The following is a 14,634-nucleotide window of genomic DNA, read 5'->3' on the forward strand; positions in this document are numbered from 1 at the left end:
TCATGGCCGGGAAGGAGCGACATGGACAAGGAACGCACGTGCTATCTGCTGCGGCCCCGGCGGCACGCCTGGAGCCGCCTGCTGGCTGAGGAAGCGGACCGGCTCATGGTCGGCCGGACGGACAAGGTTTTCCAAACGCTTCTGCAAGTCTTCGAAGCCACGCTGATCGAGCGCGCCCTGGCGACGGCCGGCGGTTGCCACGCCAGGGCGGCTGGCTTGCTCGGTATCGGACGCACCACGATCGGGCGCAAGATCAATACCCGGAAGTCAAGCGAAGCCGAAGCGGATCGGCTTCCTGTCGGCGAAGGAGGAGGTACATGATCGAGGCACGTGTTTTCAAGCGGTCGATTCTTCGCGAGCTGTACGAGAGTTCCTGCCTGTGCAGGAAGCGCCTGGCGGCGAAGTGCGGCGTCGATGCCGCCAACGCCTGGTTCCTGAACGCCCTCAAGGAGCTGTGCCGCGAGGGCAAGATCCATCGTCTGCGCCAGAAGGGCCGCCCGACGATCTACATCCTGTCGTCCTACGACGTGCCGCAGCCCGCGTAGCGGCGGGGCGTCACCGGCTGGGGGCGGGCGGCGGGCGGCGCGGCTCGTCCAGGCCGCGATCCCAGTAAGGCTCGTCCCCGATGAGCGCCAGGAAATGGTCGATGAAGACCCGGATCTTGGCCGGCAGGTGCCGCGTCGGCAGATACATGGCGTACACGTGCGATTCGACCGGAATGTAGTCGGACAGCACGTCCATCAGGGTGCCGTTCTGCAGGTCCTTGCCGATGATGAAGGTCGGCAGGATGCCGATGCCCAGGCCGCCGAGGACCGCCTGCGACAGCGCCTCGTCGTCGTTGACGTGCAGGCTGCCGCGCACGGGCACCGAGATCGCCCCGTCGGGGCCGTTGAAACGCCAGCGCCCCTGGTCCTCGGCGTGCGTGTAGTGCAGGCAGTTGTGCGCCGCGAGATCCTGCGGATGCGTCGGGATGCCATGCTTGGCGAAGTAGCCCGGCGTGGCGCACAGCCGCCGCCGGACCGGGGCGAGCTTGCGCGCGACCCACTGCACCGGCGGTTCGCCGGTAACGCGGATGGCGACGTCGATGCCTTCCTCGGCGAGGTCGATCCAGCGGTCGGTGATCGTCAGGTCGATCACCAGGTCGGGATGGCGCGCCAGGAAATCGGCCAGCGCGGGCGCCAGATGCAGCGTGCCGAAGGCCACCGACGACGCCACCCGCAAGGTGCCGCGCGGCTGCAGGTTGAGGCTGGCGACCAGCGTTTCAGCCTGCGCGGCTTCCTGCAGCATGCGGCTGCAATGGTCCGCGACTAGCGCGCCGATCTCGGTCAGGCTGACGTGCCGGGTGGTCCGCTGGACGAGGCGCGCGCCAAGCGACTTCTCCAGCTTGGCGACGGATTTGCTGACCGCCGAACGCGAGATTTCGAGCCGCCTCGCCGCCGCGGAAAAGCTGCCCGACTCGACGACCTGGGCGAAGATGGCCATCAGATTGAGATCGATCATCGCGGGATGTCCCGGTACGGCTCGTCGGCGCGGCGCATGGCGGAGGCGGCGGAATCAGGCCTTGCCCTGGCGCCCGAACACGGCGTCCAGCCGCTGCTCGAACGCATGGTAGCCGATGCTTTCATAGAGTTCGGCGCGCGTCTGCATAGTGTCGATGACCGTCCGCTGCGTGCCGTCGCGGCGCAGCGCGCCGTAAACATTGGCGGCGGCCTTGTTGGCGGCGCGGAAGGCCGACAGCGGATAAAGCGCGATGGACACGCCGACCGAGGCCAGCTGCTCGACCGTGAACAGCGGCGTCGAGCCGAACTCGGTGATGTTGGCCAGCACCGGCACCTTGACCGCGTCCACGAATTTCCCGTACATGCCCAGTTCGGTCATCGCCTCCGGGAAAATCATGTCGGCGCCGGCCTCGACGCAGGCCACGGCGCGTTCCAGCGCCGCCTCCAGCCCTTCGACGGCGAGCGCGTCGGTGCGGGCCATGATCACGAAATCCGGGTCGGTGCGCGCGTCGACCGCGGCCTTGATGCGGTCGACCATTTCGTCCCTGCTGACGATTTCCTTGTTCGGACGGTGGCCGCAGCGCTTGGCGCCGACCTGGTCCTCGATGTGCATGCCGGCGGCGCCCAGCTTGATCAGCGTCCTGGTGGTGCGGGCGACGTTGAACGCCGACGGACCGAAGCCGGTATCGACGTCCACCAGCAGCGGCAGGTCGCAGACGTCGGTGATCCGCCGCACGTCGGTGGCCACGTCGTCGAGCGTGGAAATGCCCAGGTCGGGCAGCCCGAGCGAACCGGCGGCGACGCCGCCGCCGGACAGGTAGATGGCGCGGAATCCCGCCTGTTTGGCGAGCAGGGCGTGGTTGGCGTTGATGGCGCCGGGCATCTGCAGCGGCGTTTCCTGGGCGACGGCGAGGCGCAGGGCTTTTCCGGGGCTAGCGTGAGGCATCAGGGCTTCTCCTTGGCGGGCATGTGGCCGGAATTCGGTGAAAATTGCTATCGGAAAAATTTGGGTGCAAACTTCGTCCCCATTGCGCGGGTCTAGGAAGACGGATGAACGCCAGCATTCTCGATTATCTGAAAGCCAACGGCGAACAGCTCGACGTGGACATGTCGGCCGCGTTGCGCATCCCGTTGCCGCAACTGAAAACGCTGGTCGAGCAACTCTCGGCTTCGGGCGACGTCATTTGCTGCCATGTTACGCGCTTTATCGACGGCAAGAAAATCGAGGGCACCAGCTGCCGCCTGTCGTGCGATCTGCCGGCGCCTTCGCGCGGCCGCAAGCCGGGCGGACGGAAAGACGCCGCCGCCGACGTTTTCCCCGAGTGACCGTAGAGGTCCGGCCGTGGCTGGCCGGGTGGCGCGATGCCCGACGCGGCCGCGATGCGCGCCGCCGGCGCGGTTTCCCACGGATTTTCGATCGGATTGTGGATGAATGACGAGTTTTTCATGCGCGAGGCGCTTTCCCTGGCGCGTTCCGCCGAGTGCCTCGGCGAGGTGCCGGTGGGCGCCGTGGTCGTCTGTGAAGGAAAGATCGTCGGGCGCGGCTTCAATTCGCCGATCGGCGCCTCGGACCCGACCGCCCACGCCGAAATCGCCGCCTTGCGCGACGCGGCGCGCAACCTGGAAAACTACCGCCTGCCGGGCTGCGAGCTGTTCGTGACGCTGGAGCCGTGCGCCATGTGCGCCGGGGCGATCCTGCACGCCCGCCTCGCCCGCGTGGTGTACGGCGCCCGCGACCCGAAGACCGGCGTGCATGGCAGCGTGGTCGACCTGTTCGCGGTCGAGCGGCTCAATCACCACACGGAAGTCGTCGGCGGGGTGCTGGCCGAGGAGTGCGGCCAGGTGCTGTCGGATTTCTTCGCGGCACGCCGGGGCAGGAAGACGGTCGACGCGTGAAGATCCTCGTTTCCCTGGCCCGGCAGCGGCTGACCGTGTGCGACGACGCGGGCCGGGCGCTGCGTTCGTATCCCGTGTCCACGGCGGCGCGGGGCGCGGGGGAGCGGAACGGGAGCTTTTGCACACCGCGCGGGAAACACCTGATCCGCGCCAAGATCGGCGCCGGGCAACCGCTGGGCGCGGTCTTCGTGGCGCGGCGTCCGACCGGGGAAATCCATTCGCCCGAACTGGCGGCACAACATCCCGGACGCGACTGGATGCTGACCCGCATTCTCTGGCTTTCGGGGTGCGAGCCCGGCTTCAACCGGCTGGGCGAAGTCGATACCATGCGGCGCTTCATCTACATCCACGGCACGCCCGATACCGAGCCGATGGGCCGGCCCGGATCGCACGGCTGCCTGCGCATGCGCAACCGCGACCTCATCGAGCTGTTCGACCTCGTGCCGGTCTATACGCCGGTGGAAATCAGCGAGGAGTGATCTTCACTCGCCGACGGGCGTGAGGCCGGTCAAGCCGATGCCGCCGCCCTCGGCCGGGACCGCGCGCAGTTCGCCCTGGCCGACCGCGTCCTCGAGGAGCACCGCGAGCGCGTCGTAGCCGCCGCCGGGCGCCGCGGCGGCGTTGGCGATCTGGCCGCACGGCTGGTCCGGCGCCTCGGGGGAAAATACCGGCATGCCGGCCGCGAGCGGCGCGGCGGCGCGCGCGCGGTAGAGGTGGCGCTTGACCTTGCCCAGGTACTGGGTGCGCGCCACGACTTCTTGGCCGGGATAGCAGCCCTTGTGGAAACTGACGCCGCCGATCCGGTCGAGGTTCGCCATCTGCGGCACGAAGGCTTCGCGGGTGGCCTCGACGATCCACGGAATGCCCGCCGCCACGTCGAGCCATTGCCAGGCCGGCGCGCCGGCCGGGGCGGCGACGGCGGCGAGCCGCTGCCAGGTCCCGGCGGCCGCGCCGACGGCGACGGCGACGAGATAGCGCGCGTCGTCCAGGCGGACGACCGCGCCGTCGGCGAACCCGGCCGTGGCCAGCGCGGCGTCCGGCACCGGCAGGCCGGCGTTTTGCAGCGCGGCGGCGGCCTGCGGGCCGGACACGCCGATGAGCGCGTGGTCGGCCGAGCGGTCGCTGATCTTCACCTGCGAGCGCAGCACGTAAACCTGCAGGCGTTTCTGGATGAATTCCCGCTGGTCGGCCGCAAGCAGCGCGAGGTAGGCCGCGTCGCGGCGGAAAAGCAAAAAATTCGCCAGCATCCGGCCCTTGGGCGAGCACCACGCGGCGTACTGGGCGCTGCCCGCCGCGAGATGATTGACGTCGCTGGTCAACTGATTGTGCAGGAAGGCCCGGGCGTCGTCGCCGGCGCATTCGATCAGCCCGAGGTGCGTCAGCGGCACGATCACGGTCGCCTCGCGCGCCGCCGCGAGTTCGCCGGCGGGATTGCCGAAATCGCTGACCTTGCCGTCGTCGATGCGGGCGCCCTGGGCGCCGAGATACTCTTGCCAGTCGGCATTCATCGTGGTTTCCTCGCGTGGTTGCGGCCGGACTGCCCGCTACGACCAGGAAAGGGCCGCTCCGGTTCAGTCGATGGGGATTCGGCTATTATATCGCCTCCCCGAAATCCACCCCCGATACAGAGCCGGCGACGATGATTCGATTGGTGAAAAGGACGTTGCTGGCCGGACTGCTGCTGGCCCTGGCGGCCGGCGGATGGTTCTGCTGGCGCGTGGCGTCGCCGCTGCACCTCGCCGCGGAGCGCGTCGAGTTCGACGTGGCGCCCGGCAGCGGGATGCGCGCGGCGGCGCGGGACATCGCCGCCGCCGGCATCGATTTCGAGCCGTGGATGCTGGTGGTGCTGGGCAAGCTGCTGCGGGTCGAGGGGTCGATCAAGGCCGGCAGCTACGAGATCGGCCGGGGCACCACGCTGCTCGATCTCCTGCACAAGCTGACGCGCGGCGACGTCACGCAGGCCGAAATCGTGTTCATCGAAGGCTGGACCTTCCGCCAGATGCGCGAACGCCTCAACGCCCATCCCGACGTGCAGCACGACGGCCGGGACCTGCCCGACGCCGAGGTCATGCGCCGGATCGGCGCGCAGGGCGAAGGCGAGGCCGTGCCGGAAGGCTGGTTCTTTCCCGACACCTACCTGTTCTCCAAGCGCAGCAGCGACCTCGACATCCTGGCCCGCGCGCACCGCGCCATGCGCCGCCACCTGGAACGCGAATGGGCGCAGCGCTCGCCGCAGCTGGCGCTGTCCACCCCCTACCAGGCACTGATCCTGGCGTCGATCGTGGAAAAGGAAACGGGCCGCGAAGCGGACCGGCCGCTCGTCGCCGCGGTGTTCCAGAACCGGCTCCGGCAGGGCATGCTGCTGCAGTCCGATCCGACGGTGATCTACGGCCTCGGCGAGCGCTTCGACGGCAATCTGCGCAAGCGCGACCTCGCCGCCGACACGCCCTACAATACCTACGTGCGTGCCGGCCTGCCGCCGACGCCGATCGCCATGCCCGGGCTGGCGTCCCTGCAGGCCGTGCTGCGTCCGGCACCGAGCAAAGCGCTCTACTTCGTGGCGCGCGGCGACGGGAGCAGCCATTTCTCCCATTCGCTCGAAGAACACAACCAGGCGGTCAACCGCTACCAGCGGAACGCGCGCTGAACGGCCGGAGGAAAACGAGTGTCGGCAAGCAAGGGAAAATTCATCACCTTCGAAGGCATCGACGGCGCCGGCAAGAGCACGCACATCGCCACGGTGGTCGATCTGCTGCGCGCGCGAGGGCTGGACGTGGTGTCGACGCGCGAGCCGGGCGGCACGCCGCTCGGCGAAAAACTGCGCGAACTGCTGCTGCACGAGGCGATGCACTTGGAGACCGAGGCGTTGCTGATGTTCGCCGCGCGGCGCGAGCATCTGGCGCAGGTCATCGAGCCGGCGCTGGCGCGTGGCGCCTGGGTGGTCTGCGACCGCTTCAGCGACGCGACCTATGCCTACCAGGGCGGCGGGCGCGGGCTGGACAAGGCCAAGTTCGCCGTTCTGGAGCAGTGGGTGCATGGGCATCTGCAGCCCGATCTGACCTTCCTGTTCGACCTGCCGCCGGACGTCGCCGGCGAACGCATCGCCAGGCAGGGGCGCGAGCTGGACAAGTTCGAGCAGGAACGCGCCGACTTCCACGAGCGCGTGCGGCAGGCCTACCTCGAACGCGCCGCGTCGGCGCCGCAGCGGATCTGTGTCGTGAATGCCGGGCAGGCCCGGGAAGAAATCAAGAAAATAGTTGAAGAGACTGTTTTAACACATTGTTTATGAACATTTACGAGTTGCACGAAAAAACCTGGAGGCAGCTCGTCGAGCGGCGCGAGCGGCTGCCGCACGCGCTGCTCCTGAGCGGCCAGCGCGGCATCGGCAAGTTCGCTCTGGCGCGCGCTTTCGCCGAGTCGCTGCTGTGCGAGAACCCGCTGCCGTCGCGGGCGGCCTGCGGTGCGTGTCTGGCATGCGGCTGGATGGCGCAGGGCAACCATCCGGATTTCAGGCAGGTCCAGCCGGAGGCGCTGGCCGAGGACGACGGTGAAGGCGGCGAGGGCCGCGAGTCCGGCGGCAAGAAGAAACCGAGCCAGCAGATCACCATCGACCAGGTGCGCGCGCTGGACGACTTCCTGCACGTCGGAACGCATCGCCACGGCGTGCGCGTCGTGCTGCTGCATCCGGCCGAGGCGATGAATCGGGCGACCGCCAATTCTCTTCTCAAGTCACTTGAAGAACCTGCTGTAGATACGTTGTTTTTATTGATTTCCAATGAGCCGGAACGCTTACTGCCGACGATCCGCAGCCGGTGCCAGCAATTGCCCGTGCCGCTGCCGGAACCGTCCCGTGCGCAGGCGTGGCTGGCCACGGCGGGCGTCAAGGACGCCGCCCGCTGGCTGGCGCTGGCCGGCGGTTCGCCGCTGCTGGCCGCCGAACTGGGGACAGGCGACGAGCGCGTGCTGCTCGACGCGCTGGTGGCGGAGCTGGCGAAAGGCGGCCGCATCGATCCGCTGGCCGCGGCGGCGGCGCTGGATCGGGCGGTGAAGGCGGAGAAGCGCCCGGCGCCGTTGAAGCGCGTGGTCGAATGGGGGCAGAAATGGTTCGTCGACCTGATCCTGCTGCGCGCCGGGCAGGCGCCGCGCTATTTCCTGGCGCAGGCCGACTCGCTCAAGGATCTGGCCGGGCGCGCCGAGCTGCCTACGCTGCTGGCATTTGCCCGGAAAGCGTTACAATACCGGCTGCAATGCGAACAACCCTTGAACAGCCGCCTGTTTCTAGAGGATTTTTTCCTGAACTACGCGGCGCTGTTCGAACCTGTCCGAGACGGTCATGGCTGAATCTACCGAACACAAGCCCGTTACGCCGCGCCCCAGCGTGCTGTCGCTGAACATCAACTCGAAGTCGGCGCTGTACGCAGCGTACATGCCTTTCCTCAAGCATGGCGGGATTTTCATTCCGACCACGCGCAGCTACGGCATCGGCGACGAAGTGTTTATGCTGCTCGCCCTGATGGACGATCCGACCAAGCTGCCGATCGCCGGCACCGTGGTCTGGATCACGCCGCCGGGTGCGCAGAACAGCAAGGCGCAGGGCATCGGCGTGCATTTCAAGAGCGACGAAAGCGGCATCGAGGCCAAGCGCAAGATCGAGGGCCTGCTCGGCGGCGTGATGCAGTCGAGCCGCCCGACGCACACCATGTAGGCAGGGCCGATGCTGGTCGATTCCCACTGCCATCTGGACCTGCCGGAGCTGGCGGGCAATCTCCCCGAGGTGTTCGCGGCGATGCGGCGCAACGGCGTCGGATGCGCGGTGTGCATCGGCGTGACGCTGGAGGATTTCCCGCGCATCGCGGTGCTGGCCGAGGTGCACGCGCACGTCTTCGCGACGGTCGGCGTGCATCCCGAGAATACCGGGGTGCGGGAGGCGACGGTCGAGGAACTCGTCCGGCTGGCGGCGCATCCGAAAGTCGTCGGCATCGGGGAGACCGGGCTCGATTACTACTGGCACAAGGACGCGCCGGAATGGCAGCGGGAGCGTTTCCGCGCGCACATCCGGGCGGCGCGGGAGGCCGGCAAGCCGCTCGTGGTGCACAACCGGGACGCCACGGCGGACACCCTGCGCGTGCTGGAAGAGGAAAACGCCGGCGAGGCCGGCGGCGTCCTGCATTGCTTCACCGAAACCTGGGACGTGGCGCAGCGGGCGCTGGATCTCGGCTTCCACATTTCCATTTCCGGGATCGTCACCTTCAAGAACGCGCAGGCGGTGAAGGACGTCGCCCGCCGGGTGCCGCTCGACCGCCTGCTGGTGGAGACCGATTCCCCGTACCTGGCGCCGGTGCCGTTCCGCGGCAAGCTCAACCAGCCGGCCTACGTCAAACATGTCGCCGAGGAGATCGCCGCCTTGCGCGGGCTGCCGGTCGAAGCGGTGGCGGCTGCCACGACGGACAACTTTTTCCGCCTGTTCCCCCTGGCCCAAGCGAGTTTTTCCCATGAAAAGTAGATTCTTCGCGTTGCTCTGCGCGCTCGTTCTCTCCGCTTCGGTGTTCGCCGGCGCGTACGAGGACATGGAGGAGGCGATCATCCGCGGCGATACGGGCGCGGCGATCGCCCTGATCAACCGCGGGGTGGACGTGAATACCGTCAACCGGCAGGGCAACACGCTGCTCACCCAGTCGATCCAGCGCGACCTGCCGGAACTGTTCGATTACCTGATGCAGCGGAAGGCGCGGGTCAACCTGCGCAACCGGAACGGCGAGACGGCGTTGAGCATCGCGGCCTACCTGGGGCGCGCCCGCTACGTGCAGCGGCTGGTCGATGCCGGCGCCGAAGTGAATTTCTTCGGCTGGCCGCCGCTCGCGTATGCGGCGTACAACGGCCATACCGAGATCGTCGAGTACCTGATCAAGCGGGGCGCGGACGTTGACGCGAAAACCGAGAACGGGTCGACCGCGCTGTTCTTCGCCGCGCGCTTCGGGCATATCGAAACGGTTCGGGCGCTGCTGAAGCATCAGGCCGATCCGACGATCGTCAACGACAACGACGAGACGGCCGTCGACTGGGCGCTGAAGGGCAAGAACACCGACATCGAGGATATCCTGCGCGCGGCCGGCGGGCGCTCCGGCAAATCGGTCACCATCGACCTGTCGAAATAGTCCGCGCGACGGCTTACGACAGGGGCGGGCTGACCACCCTCAGACGGCCTTCCTGCAGGCATTTGACGACGATCCGGTAGATGTCCGGATCGAAGCACGGCGAACCGTCCGCAGTCCCTCTCCCGGCGCCTTCCTCGAACAGCGCGCGGAGCGTCGTTTCGTCGCTGGCCGTGCCGAGATACCCCCAGTCGTTGATCACGTGCGCGTCCTCGCGCATGCCGAACTCGTCGCGCTCGACCAAGGCGATCGGGCCGGGGTAGGGCCACGGGCGTATCCGGTGCTTGGCCAGCGCGGCCATCAGCCGGGCGCTGTGCAGCGAGACCGGCTCCTTGCCGACGCAGGCGCCGCGGCAGCCGCGCTGCCGGTAGGCGACGCAGGCTTCTCCGGCGCGGCCGTTGCCCAGGCCGGTGAAGTGGTGGCACAGGCGGTGCACCTCCGCCAGCTTGCGCAAGGCCTGGATGGCCTCGCGCCGGCCGTGGTACAGGCCGAACAGGTCGTCCGTGCGGGCGAAGTCGATCTCGCCGGCATGCACCAGCTCCGGACGGAAATCACCGTCGCCGTGGCGGACGAGGCGCCAGGAATACAGCTCTTCCGGCGGCCGGCGCCGCGCCGCGTTCAGTTCGAGCTCGCGCAGGCGGGCGCCGAACTCGCCGGCCGCTTCGCGCCATTCGATCCGCCACGCATCGCGCACGAGCGCCGAATCGCGCCTGGCCGGCGCGAAATGCGCGAAGACCTGCTGGCGGAGGTTGGCCGCCCGCTTGGCGGTCAGCAGCGCGCCGTCCTGGCCGAACACGGCGTAGGCGCCGGGCGCTTCGGGCAGGTCGTCGAGCAGCGCCGGATCGAGCTGCGGCGGCAGTTCGGGGCGGCCGGTGATCCGTTCCACCGCGTCGCGGATCGTTTCTCCCGGCAGCAGCGTGTGCCAGTGCCGCCAGAGGTCCCACAGCACGCGCGCGTCGCCCAGCGCGCGGTGCCGCTCGCCGGCCGGGATGGCGACGCCGTAACGCTCGACCAGCGTGTCGAGGTTGTGCCGGCGATGCCCGGGAAAGAGCGCGCGCGAGAGCTTGACGGTGCACAGGCTGGTGGTGCGGAAATCGACGCCGGCGCGCCTGAATTCGTGCTTGAGGAAACCGTAGTCGAAGCGGGCGTTGTGGGCGACGAACAGGCGGCCCCGCAGCTTCTCCACCAGGGCCGGCGCCACCTGGGCGAAGGTCGGCGCCGATGCGACCATCGCCGTGTCGATGCCCGTCAAGCCGGTGATGAAGGGCGGTACGGGCCTGCCGGGATCGACCAGCGTGCTCCATGCGCGCACGCCGTCGCGGTCGACTTCGATGAGGCCGATTTCGATGATCCGGTCGTTGGCGAAATTGGCGCCGGTGGTTTCCAGGTCTACGAAGACCAGGGCGTCGTGCGCGGGGAAAGTGCTCATCGGTTCCTGTCGGCGGAAAAAGATAACGGGCGCCTGCTGCCGCCCGTCGTCCGGTTTGCGATCGGCTCCATTCTACGCCGTTGCCCGGGGCGCCCGAATCGTTCCGTTGCCGCCGGGGCGGCGGGGCGCCTCGTTTCAGCCTTGCGCCCGGATCTGGGCGAGCAGCCGGTCCCGGCTGTGGCGCACGTGCTCGCGCATTGCCCGTTCGGCACCGTCGGGGTCGCGCGCGTGGATGCAGTCGATGATCGCGTGGTGTTCCCGGGCCGTGACCAGGGCGATGTTGTCGGGTTGCCGCACCGCATGCAGGCGATACAGGCGCAGCAGCGAATACAGGTCTTCGCACAGCAGGCGCCTGATCCATTGGTTGCGGCTGCCGATGGCGATCTGCAGGTGGAAGTCACTGTCCAGCTGGCCCGAGAACATGGGTTGGGGACCTTCGTCGATCAGCCGCTCGATGCGCGCGGCCGTCTCGCGCAGGCCGCGGATTTCATGGACGGTCATCTGTTCGGCCGCCTGCCGGCACGCCATGCCTTCGAGCGCTTCGCGCATGGCCAGCAGTTGTTCGAGGTCGTCGAGCGACAGCTGAACCACGCGCACGCCGGCGTGCGGCGTGCGTTCGAGCAGGCGCCGTCCTTCGAGCGTGCGAATGGCTTCGCGCAGCGGTCCCCGGCTGACGCCGAGCGTATCGGCCAATTGCTGCTCGGGCAGCCGGTCGCCCGGCTGCAGTTCGCCGCGCATGATCAGCTCTTCGAGCCGGGCGACGGTGTCGTCGATCATCACGCCGGAGGACGGGAGGGGTTTGTCGATCGTCATGCAGGGACTTTAGCACGTAGTTGACGAAACTTCTAAATTGTAGACAATAATAAGCATCGTATACACAAGGATAAGTCATGCCTTCTTCTCCTCCTGCATCCTTTTCCCCCATCAACATCCTGGTGCCTGTCGGGGCGCTGGGGCTCGGCGTCAAGGAAAGCGACGTCTTCGCGCGCGTGGGCGAGGCGCATGCCATCGCCTGCGACGCGGGCTCGACCGACAGCGGCCCGGCCTACCTCGCTACCGGCAAGGCGAAGTATTCGCGGGATTCGATCAAGCACGATCTGTCCATCCTCATGCGCGCCCAGGCGCAAGCCGGCATTCCCTTGCTCATCGGTTCCTGCGGCACGTCGGGTTGCGACCAGGCGCTCGAATGGACGCGGGACATCGCGCTGGAAATCGCGCGGGAACATGGCCTGCATCCGCGCATCGCCTTGCTCTACTCCGAGCAGGCGCCCGAACTCATGGCGAAAAAGGCCCGGGAGGGCAGGATCAGCCCGCTGCCGCCGATGCGGGACAGCGATCCGGCGCTGTTCGAAACCTGTGACCACATCGTCGCGTTGATGGGGCCGGAGCCGTATGTCGCCGCCCTGGAAGCCGGCGCCGACATTGTGCTCGGCGGACGCTCGACGGATTCCGCGGTGCTCGCCGCGGTGCCGCTGATGCGCGGCGCTGGGGAGGGCCTGGCCTGGCACGCGGGCAAGATCGCGGAATGCGGTTCCTTGTGCACCACGCATCCGCGCGAGGGCGGGGTGATGATCCGGGTCGGCCGGGACGATTTCACGGTCGAGCCGCTGGGACCCGGCAATCAGTGCACGGTCGAAACCATCGCCGCCCACATGCTGTACGAGAACAGCGATCCCTTCCTGCTGCAGGAACCCGGCTGCATCCTGGACGTGACGCAGTCCACTTATTCCGCCGTTGACGAGCGCATCGTGCGCGTCACCGGCTCGCAGCTCGTCGCGCAGCCCTACACGATGAAGCTCGAAGGCGCGAGCGGATGCGGCTACCAGACGATCATGCTGGTCGGCATCCAGGACCGCGAGGTGCTGGCCAACCTCGACCGTTTCATGGCGCAGATGCACGACGTGCTGACGGCGCGGGTCCGTCAGAACATGGGCGAGCGGGCCGGGGAATTCGATGTTTCCCTGCGCGCCTACGGCTGGAACGCGGTATCCGGCGAGCAGCCCGATGCGCGGACCGCCGCGCCGCGCGAAGTGGGGCTGCTGTTCGTCGCCACCGCGGCGACGCAGGAAATCGCCACCCAGATCGCCAAGACCTGCAATCCCTGGCTGTTCCATCTGCCGCTCAATCCCTGCCAGGAATTGCCGAGTTACGCCTTCCCGTTTTCTCCCGCGGAAATGGAGCGCGGGCGGGTGTACGAGTTCAAGCTGAACCACGTCGTACATGTGGATGACCCCATGGAATTGGTTCGTACCGTGTTTCTTTACGCCAAGGAGAACGTTCATGCCTAAGGTGAGCGAGGTTTGCCGGCACGTGCGATCCAAGAACGCGGGACCGTTCTGGATCACGCTGGACCTGTGGTTCCCGGATCGCGCGTCCTTTGACCGCTACAGCACGTCGCCGGCCCTGCAGCCCGCCGCGATCGGGGCGCTGTATGGCGCCGATCCGGAGCAGATAAAGTTCTTTCCGGTGCCGAATCTGTGCGTGGTGAAGATTTCCTACCCGCGCGCCCGCGCCCAGGGCGGAGTGATGGAGCGCGACATGCACGGCGGGCAGCAGTTCGTGCGTTTGCTCGACGTGACGCTGTAAGACGATTCCGCGCGGCCGCTCCAGCGGAGGCGACATTTAGGGCATAGATGCAACTTTGTTGCATCTATGCCCCGTTTCTGGTTCAATGGACCCCTCGTTTTCCTGGAGGGAGCGTCTTGCTCGAACCATCCGCCACTCATCGTCATGGCCATTCGCCGGCGGCGCGCGCCGGCCGCAGCGTCTATGCGCTGTCGTTCTGGACGCGAATCCTGTGGGTGCTGCCGCTTTGCCTCGCGCTCTGGCTGGGCGTCTTGTGGGCGCAAGGAGGCTGGTTTTGACGGCCACGATCGAATTGCTGAACCTGACGGTGAGCTATGACCGGCATCCTGCCCTGCATCACGTCAGTGGCAGTTTCGCGGCAGGTTCGCTGACGGCCGTCGTCGGGGCAAACGGCGCGGGAAAAAGCACCTTGCTGAAGAGCATCGTCGGTCTGGTGCCGGTGGAATCCGGCACGATCCGCTTCGGCGAGCCGCGGGCGCGGATCGCCTATCTGCCGCAGCAGACGGAGGTTGACCGCGCCTTCCCGATCACGGTCATGGACTGCGTGCTCATGGGCGACTGGCGCCGCAGTTCGTTCTGGCGGCAGATCGGCGGCCAGGCCCAGGAGCGCGCCCACGCCGCGATGGCGACCGTCGGTTTGTCCGGCTTTGGCGACCGCTCGCTCGCCTCGCTTTCGTCGGGCCAGTTCCAGCGCGTGCTCTTCGCGCGGATGCTGATGCAGGATGCGTCGCTGCTGCTGCTCGACGAGCCGTTCAATGCCGTGGACGAACACACCACCCACGACCTGATGAAAGTGGTACAAGGCTGGCACGGCGAGGGTCGCACGGTTCTGGCGGTGCTCCACGACAACGAGCTGGTGCGCGCCTATTTTCCGCGGACCCTGGTGCTCGCGCGCCATGTGGTGGCCTGGGGCGAGACGGCGGAAGTGCTCCGGCGGACTCCTCCCGCGCGGGCGCGCATTGCCAACGAGGCGTGGGATGAGACGGCGGACGTGTGCGATGTCGAGGACGCCGCATGACTTTTCCGGACATCCTTTTTCTGCTGGGCGAACCGTTCGGCGATAACGCATTCA

The 14,634-nt window shown here is 67.6% G+C and carries 20 protein-coding genes; 15 read left to right on the forward strand and 5 right to left on the reverse strand.

Annotated elements, in window-relative coordinates:
- Positions 1–21: 21 nt before the first annotated feature.
- Together QM701_RS21645 and QM701_RS21650 are read left to right on the forward strand one after the other, a co-directional pair.
- Positions 22–321: a helix-turn-helix domain-containing protein gene (locus tag QM701_RS21645; RefSeq protein WP_415169061.1), complete on the forward strand. Its 300-nt coding sequence runs from the start codon at positions 22–24 to the stop codon at positions 319–321.
- Positions 318–545, forward strand: coding sequence for a hypothetical protein (locus QM701_RS21650; RefSeq protein ID WP_415169062.1), 228 nt, complete (start codon positions 318–320; stop codon positions 543–545). Before QM701_RS21645 ends, QM701_RS21650 begins: the two co-directional genes overlap by 4 nt.
- A gap of 10 nt (positions 546–555) precedes the next feature.
- On the opposite strand, the gene QM701_RS21655 is transcribed toward QM701_RS21650, so the two are convergent.
- Positions 556–1,500, reverse strand: a complete 945-nt coding sequence (locus tag QM701_RS21655; RefSeq protein WP_415169063.1) for a LysR family transcriptional regulator — start codon at positions 1,498–1,500, stop codon at positions 556–558.
- Positions 1,501–1,554: 54 nt separating this feature from the next.
- Complete coding sequence (gene prpB / locus QM701_RS21660; protein ID WP_415169064.1) at positions 1,555–2,445, reverse strand: methylisocitrate lyase; 891 nt, start codon at positions 2,443–2,445, stop codon at positions 1,555–1,557.
- Between the two features lie 104 nt (positions 2,446–2,549).
- Between prpB and QM701_RS21665 the strand changes: the two genes are divergently transcribed.
- From QM701_RS21665 to QM701_RS21675, 3 genes are all read left to right on the forward strand, one after another.
- Positions 2,550–2,825, forward strand: coding sequence for a hypothetical protein (locus QM701_RS21665; RefSeq protein WP_415169065.1), 276 nt, complete (start codon positions 2,550–2,552; stop codon positions 2,823–2,825).
- Between the two features lie 102 nt (positions 2,826–2,927).
- A complete protein-coding gene (gene tadA / locus QM701_RS21670; RefSeq protein WP_415169066.1) occupies positions 2,928–3,395 on the forward strand; it encodes a tRNA adenosine(34) deaminase TadA in 468 nt (155 codons plus the stop codon).
- A complete protein-coding gene (locus QM701_RS21675; RefSeq protein WP_415169067.1) occupies positions 3,392–3,874 on the forward strand; it encodes a L,D-transpeptidase family protein in 483 nt (160 codons plus the stop codon). Before tadA ends, QM701_RS21675 begins: the two co-directional genes overlap by 4 nt.
- Before the next feature lie 3 nt (positions 3,875–3,877).
- Here QM701_RS21675 and QM701_RS21680 read toward each other — a convergent pair whose 3' ends face one another.
- The gene (locus QM701_RS21680; RefSeq protein WP_415169068.1) at positions 3,878–4,903 is read right to left on the reverse strand and encodes a YgfZ/GcvT domain-containing protein; all 1,026 of its coding nucleotides are present in this window, start codon (positions 4,901–4,903) and stop codon (positions 3,878–3,880) included.
- A 131-nt stretch (positions 4,904–5,034) separates the two neighbouring features.
- Between QM701_RS21680 and mltG the strand changes: the two genes are divergently transcribed.
- Genes mltG through QM701_RS21710 form a run of 6 tightly spaced genes read left to right on the forward strand, consistent with a single transcriptional unit; the run spans position 5,035 to position 9,550 of the window.
- Positions 5,035–6,042: an endolytic transglycosylase MltG gene (mltG, locus tag QM701_RS21685; RefSeq protein ID WP_415169069.1), complete on the forward strand. Its 1,008-nt coding sequence runs from the start codon at positions 5,035–5,037 to the stop codon at positions 6,040–6,042.
- Positions 6,043–6,060: 18 nt separating this feature from the next.
- Positions 6,061–6,684: a dTMP kinase gene (gene tmk, locus QM701_RS21690; RefSeq protein WP_415169070.1), complete on the forward strand. Its 624-nt coding sequence runs from the start codon at positions 6,061–6,063 to the stop codon at positions 6,682–6,684.
- Positions 6,681–7,736: a DNA polymerase III subunit delta' gene (gene holB / locus QM701_RS21695; protein WP_415169071.1), complete on the forward strand. Its 1,056-nt coding sequence runs from the start codon at positions 6,681–6,683 to the stop codon at positions 7,734–7,736. Before tmk ends, holB begins: the two co-directional genes overlap by 4 nt.
- Complete coding sequence (locus QM701_RS21700; protein ID WP_415169072.1) at positions 7,729–8,100, forward strand: PilZ domain-containing protein; 372 nt, start codon at positions 7,729–7,731, stop codon at positions 8,098–8,100. Before holB ends, QM701_RS21700 begins: the two co-directional genes overlap by 8 nt.
- A 9-nt stretch (positions 8,101–8,109) precedes the next feature.
- Positions 8,110–8,898 (forward strand): TatD family hydrolase, encoded by a 789-nt coding sequence (locus QM701_RS21705; protein WP_415169073.1) that lies wholly within the window; start codon positions 8,110–8,112, stop codon positions 8,896–8,898.
- On the forward strand, positions 8,888–9,550 hold the full coding sequence (locus QM701_RS21710) for an ankyrin repeat domain-containing protein (protein ID WP_415169074.1): 663 nt from the start codon (positions 8,888–8,890) through the stop codon (positions 9,548–9,550). Before QM701_RS21705 ends, QM701_RS21710 begins: the two co-directional genes overlap by 11 nt.
- A 13-nt stretch (positions 9,551–9,563) precedes the next feature.
- Here the strand turns inward: QM701_RS21710 and QM701_RS21715 are convergent, their stop codons facing one another.
- Positions 9,564–10,976 (reverse strand): exonuclease domain-containing protein, encoded by a 1,413-nt coding sequence (locus tag QM701_RS21715; RefSeq protein ID WP_415169075.1) that lies wholly within the window; start codon positions 10,974–10,976, stop codon positions 9,564–9,566.
- A gap of 135 nt (positions 10,977–11,111) precedes the next feature.
- Positions 11,112–11,789: a GntR family transcriptional regulator gene (locus QM701_RS21720; protein WP_415169076.1), complete on the reverse strand. Its 678-nt coding sequence runs from the start codon at positions 11,787–11,789 to the stop codon at positions 11,112–11,114.
- 77 nt (positions 11,790–11,866) lie between these two features.
- Between QM701_RS21720 and QM701_RS21725 the strand changes: the two genes are divergently transcribed.
- The 4 genes from QM701_RS21725 (at position 11,867) to QM701_RS21740 (ending at position 14,580) form a co-directional block, all read left to right on the forward strand.
- The gene (locus QM701_RS21725; protein WP_415169077.1) at positions 11,867–13,264 is read left to right on the forward strand and encodes an acyclic terpene utilization AtuA family protein; all 1,398 of its coding nucleotides are present in this window, start codon (positions 11,867–11,869) and stop codon (positions 13,262–13,264) included.
- Positions 13,257–13,562, forward strand: a complete 306-nt coding sequence (locus QM701_RS21730) for a DUF4387 domain-containing protein (RefSeq protein ID WP_415169078.1) — start codon at positions 13,257–13,259, stop codon at positions 13,560–13,562. The genes QM701_RS21725 and QM701_RS21730 overlap by 8 nt, the downstream gene beginning before the upstream one ends.
- A 116-nt stretch (positions 13,563–13,678) precedes the next feature.
- Positions 13,679–13,840, forward strand: coding sequence for a hypothetical protein (locus tag QM701_RS21735; RefSeq protein ID WP_415169079.1), 162 nt, complete (start codon positions 13,679–13,681; stop codon positions 13,838–13,840).
- Complete coding sequence (locus tag QM701_RS21740; RefSeq protein WP_415169080.1) at positions 13,837–14,580, forward strand: metal ABC transporter ATP-binding protein; 744 nt, start codon at positions 13,837–13,839, stop codon at positions 14,578–14,580. The genes QM701_RS21735 and QM701_RS21740 overlap by 4 nt, the downstream gene beginning before the upstream one ends.
- Positions 14,581–14,634 lie beyond the last annotated feature (54 nt).

The organism is Propionivibrio sp. (genome assembly GCF_047602565.1).
Lineage (GTDB): Bacteria > Pseudomonadota > Gammaproteobacteria > Burkholderiales > Rhodocyclaceae > Propionivibrio.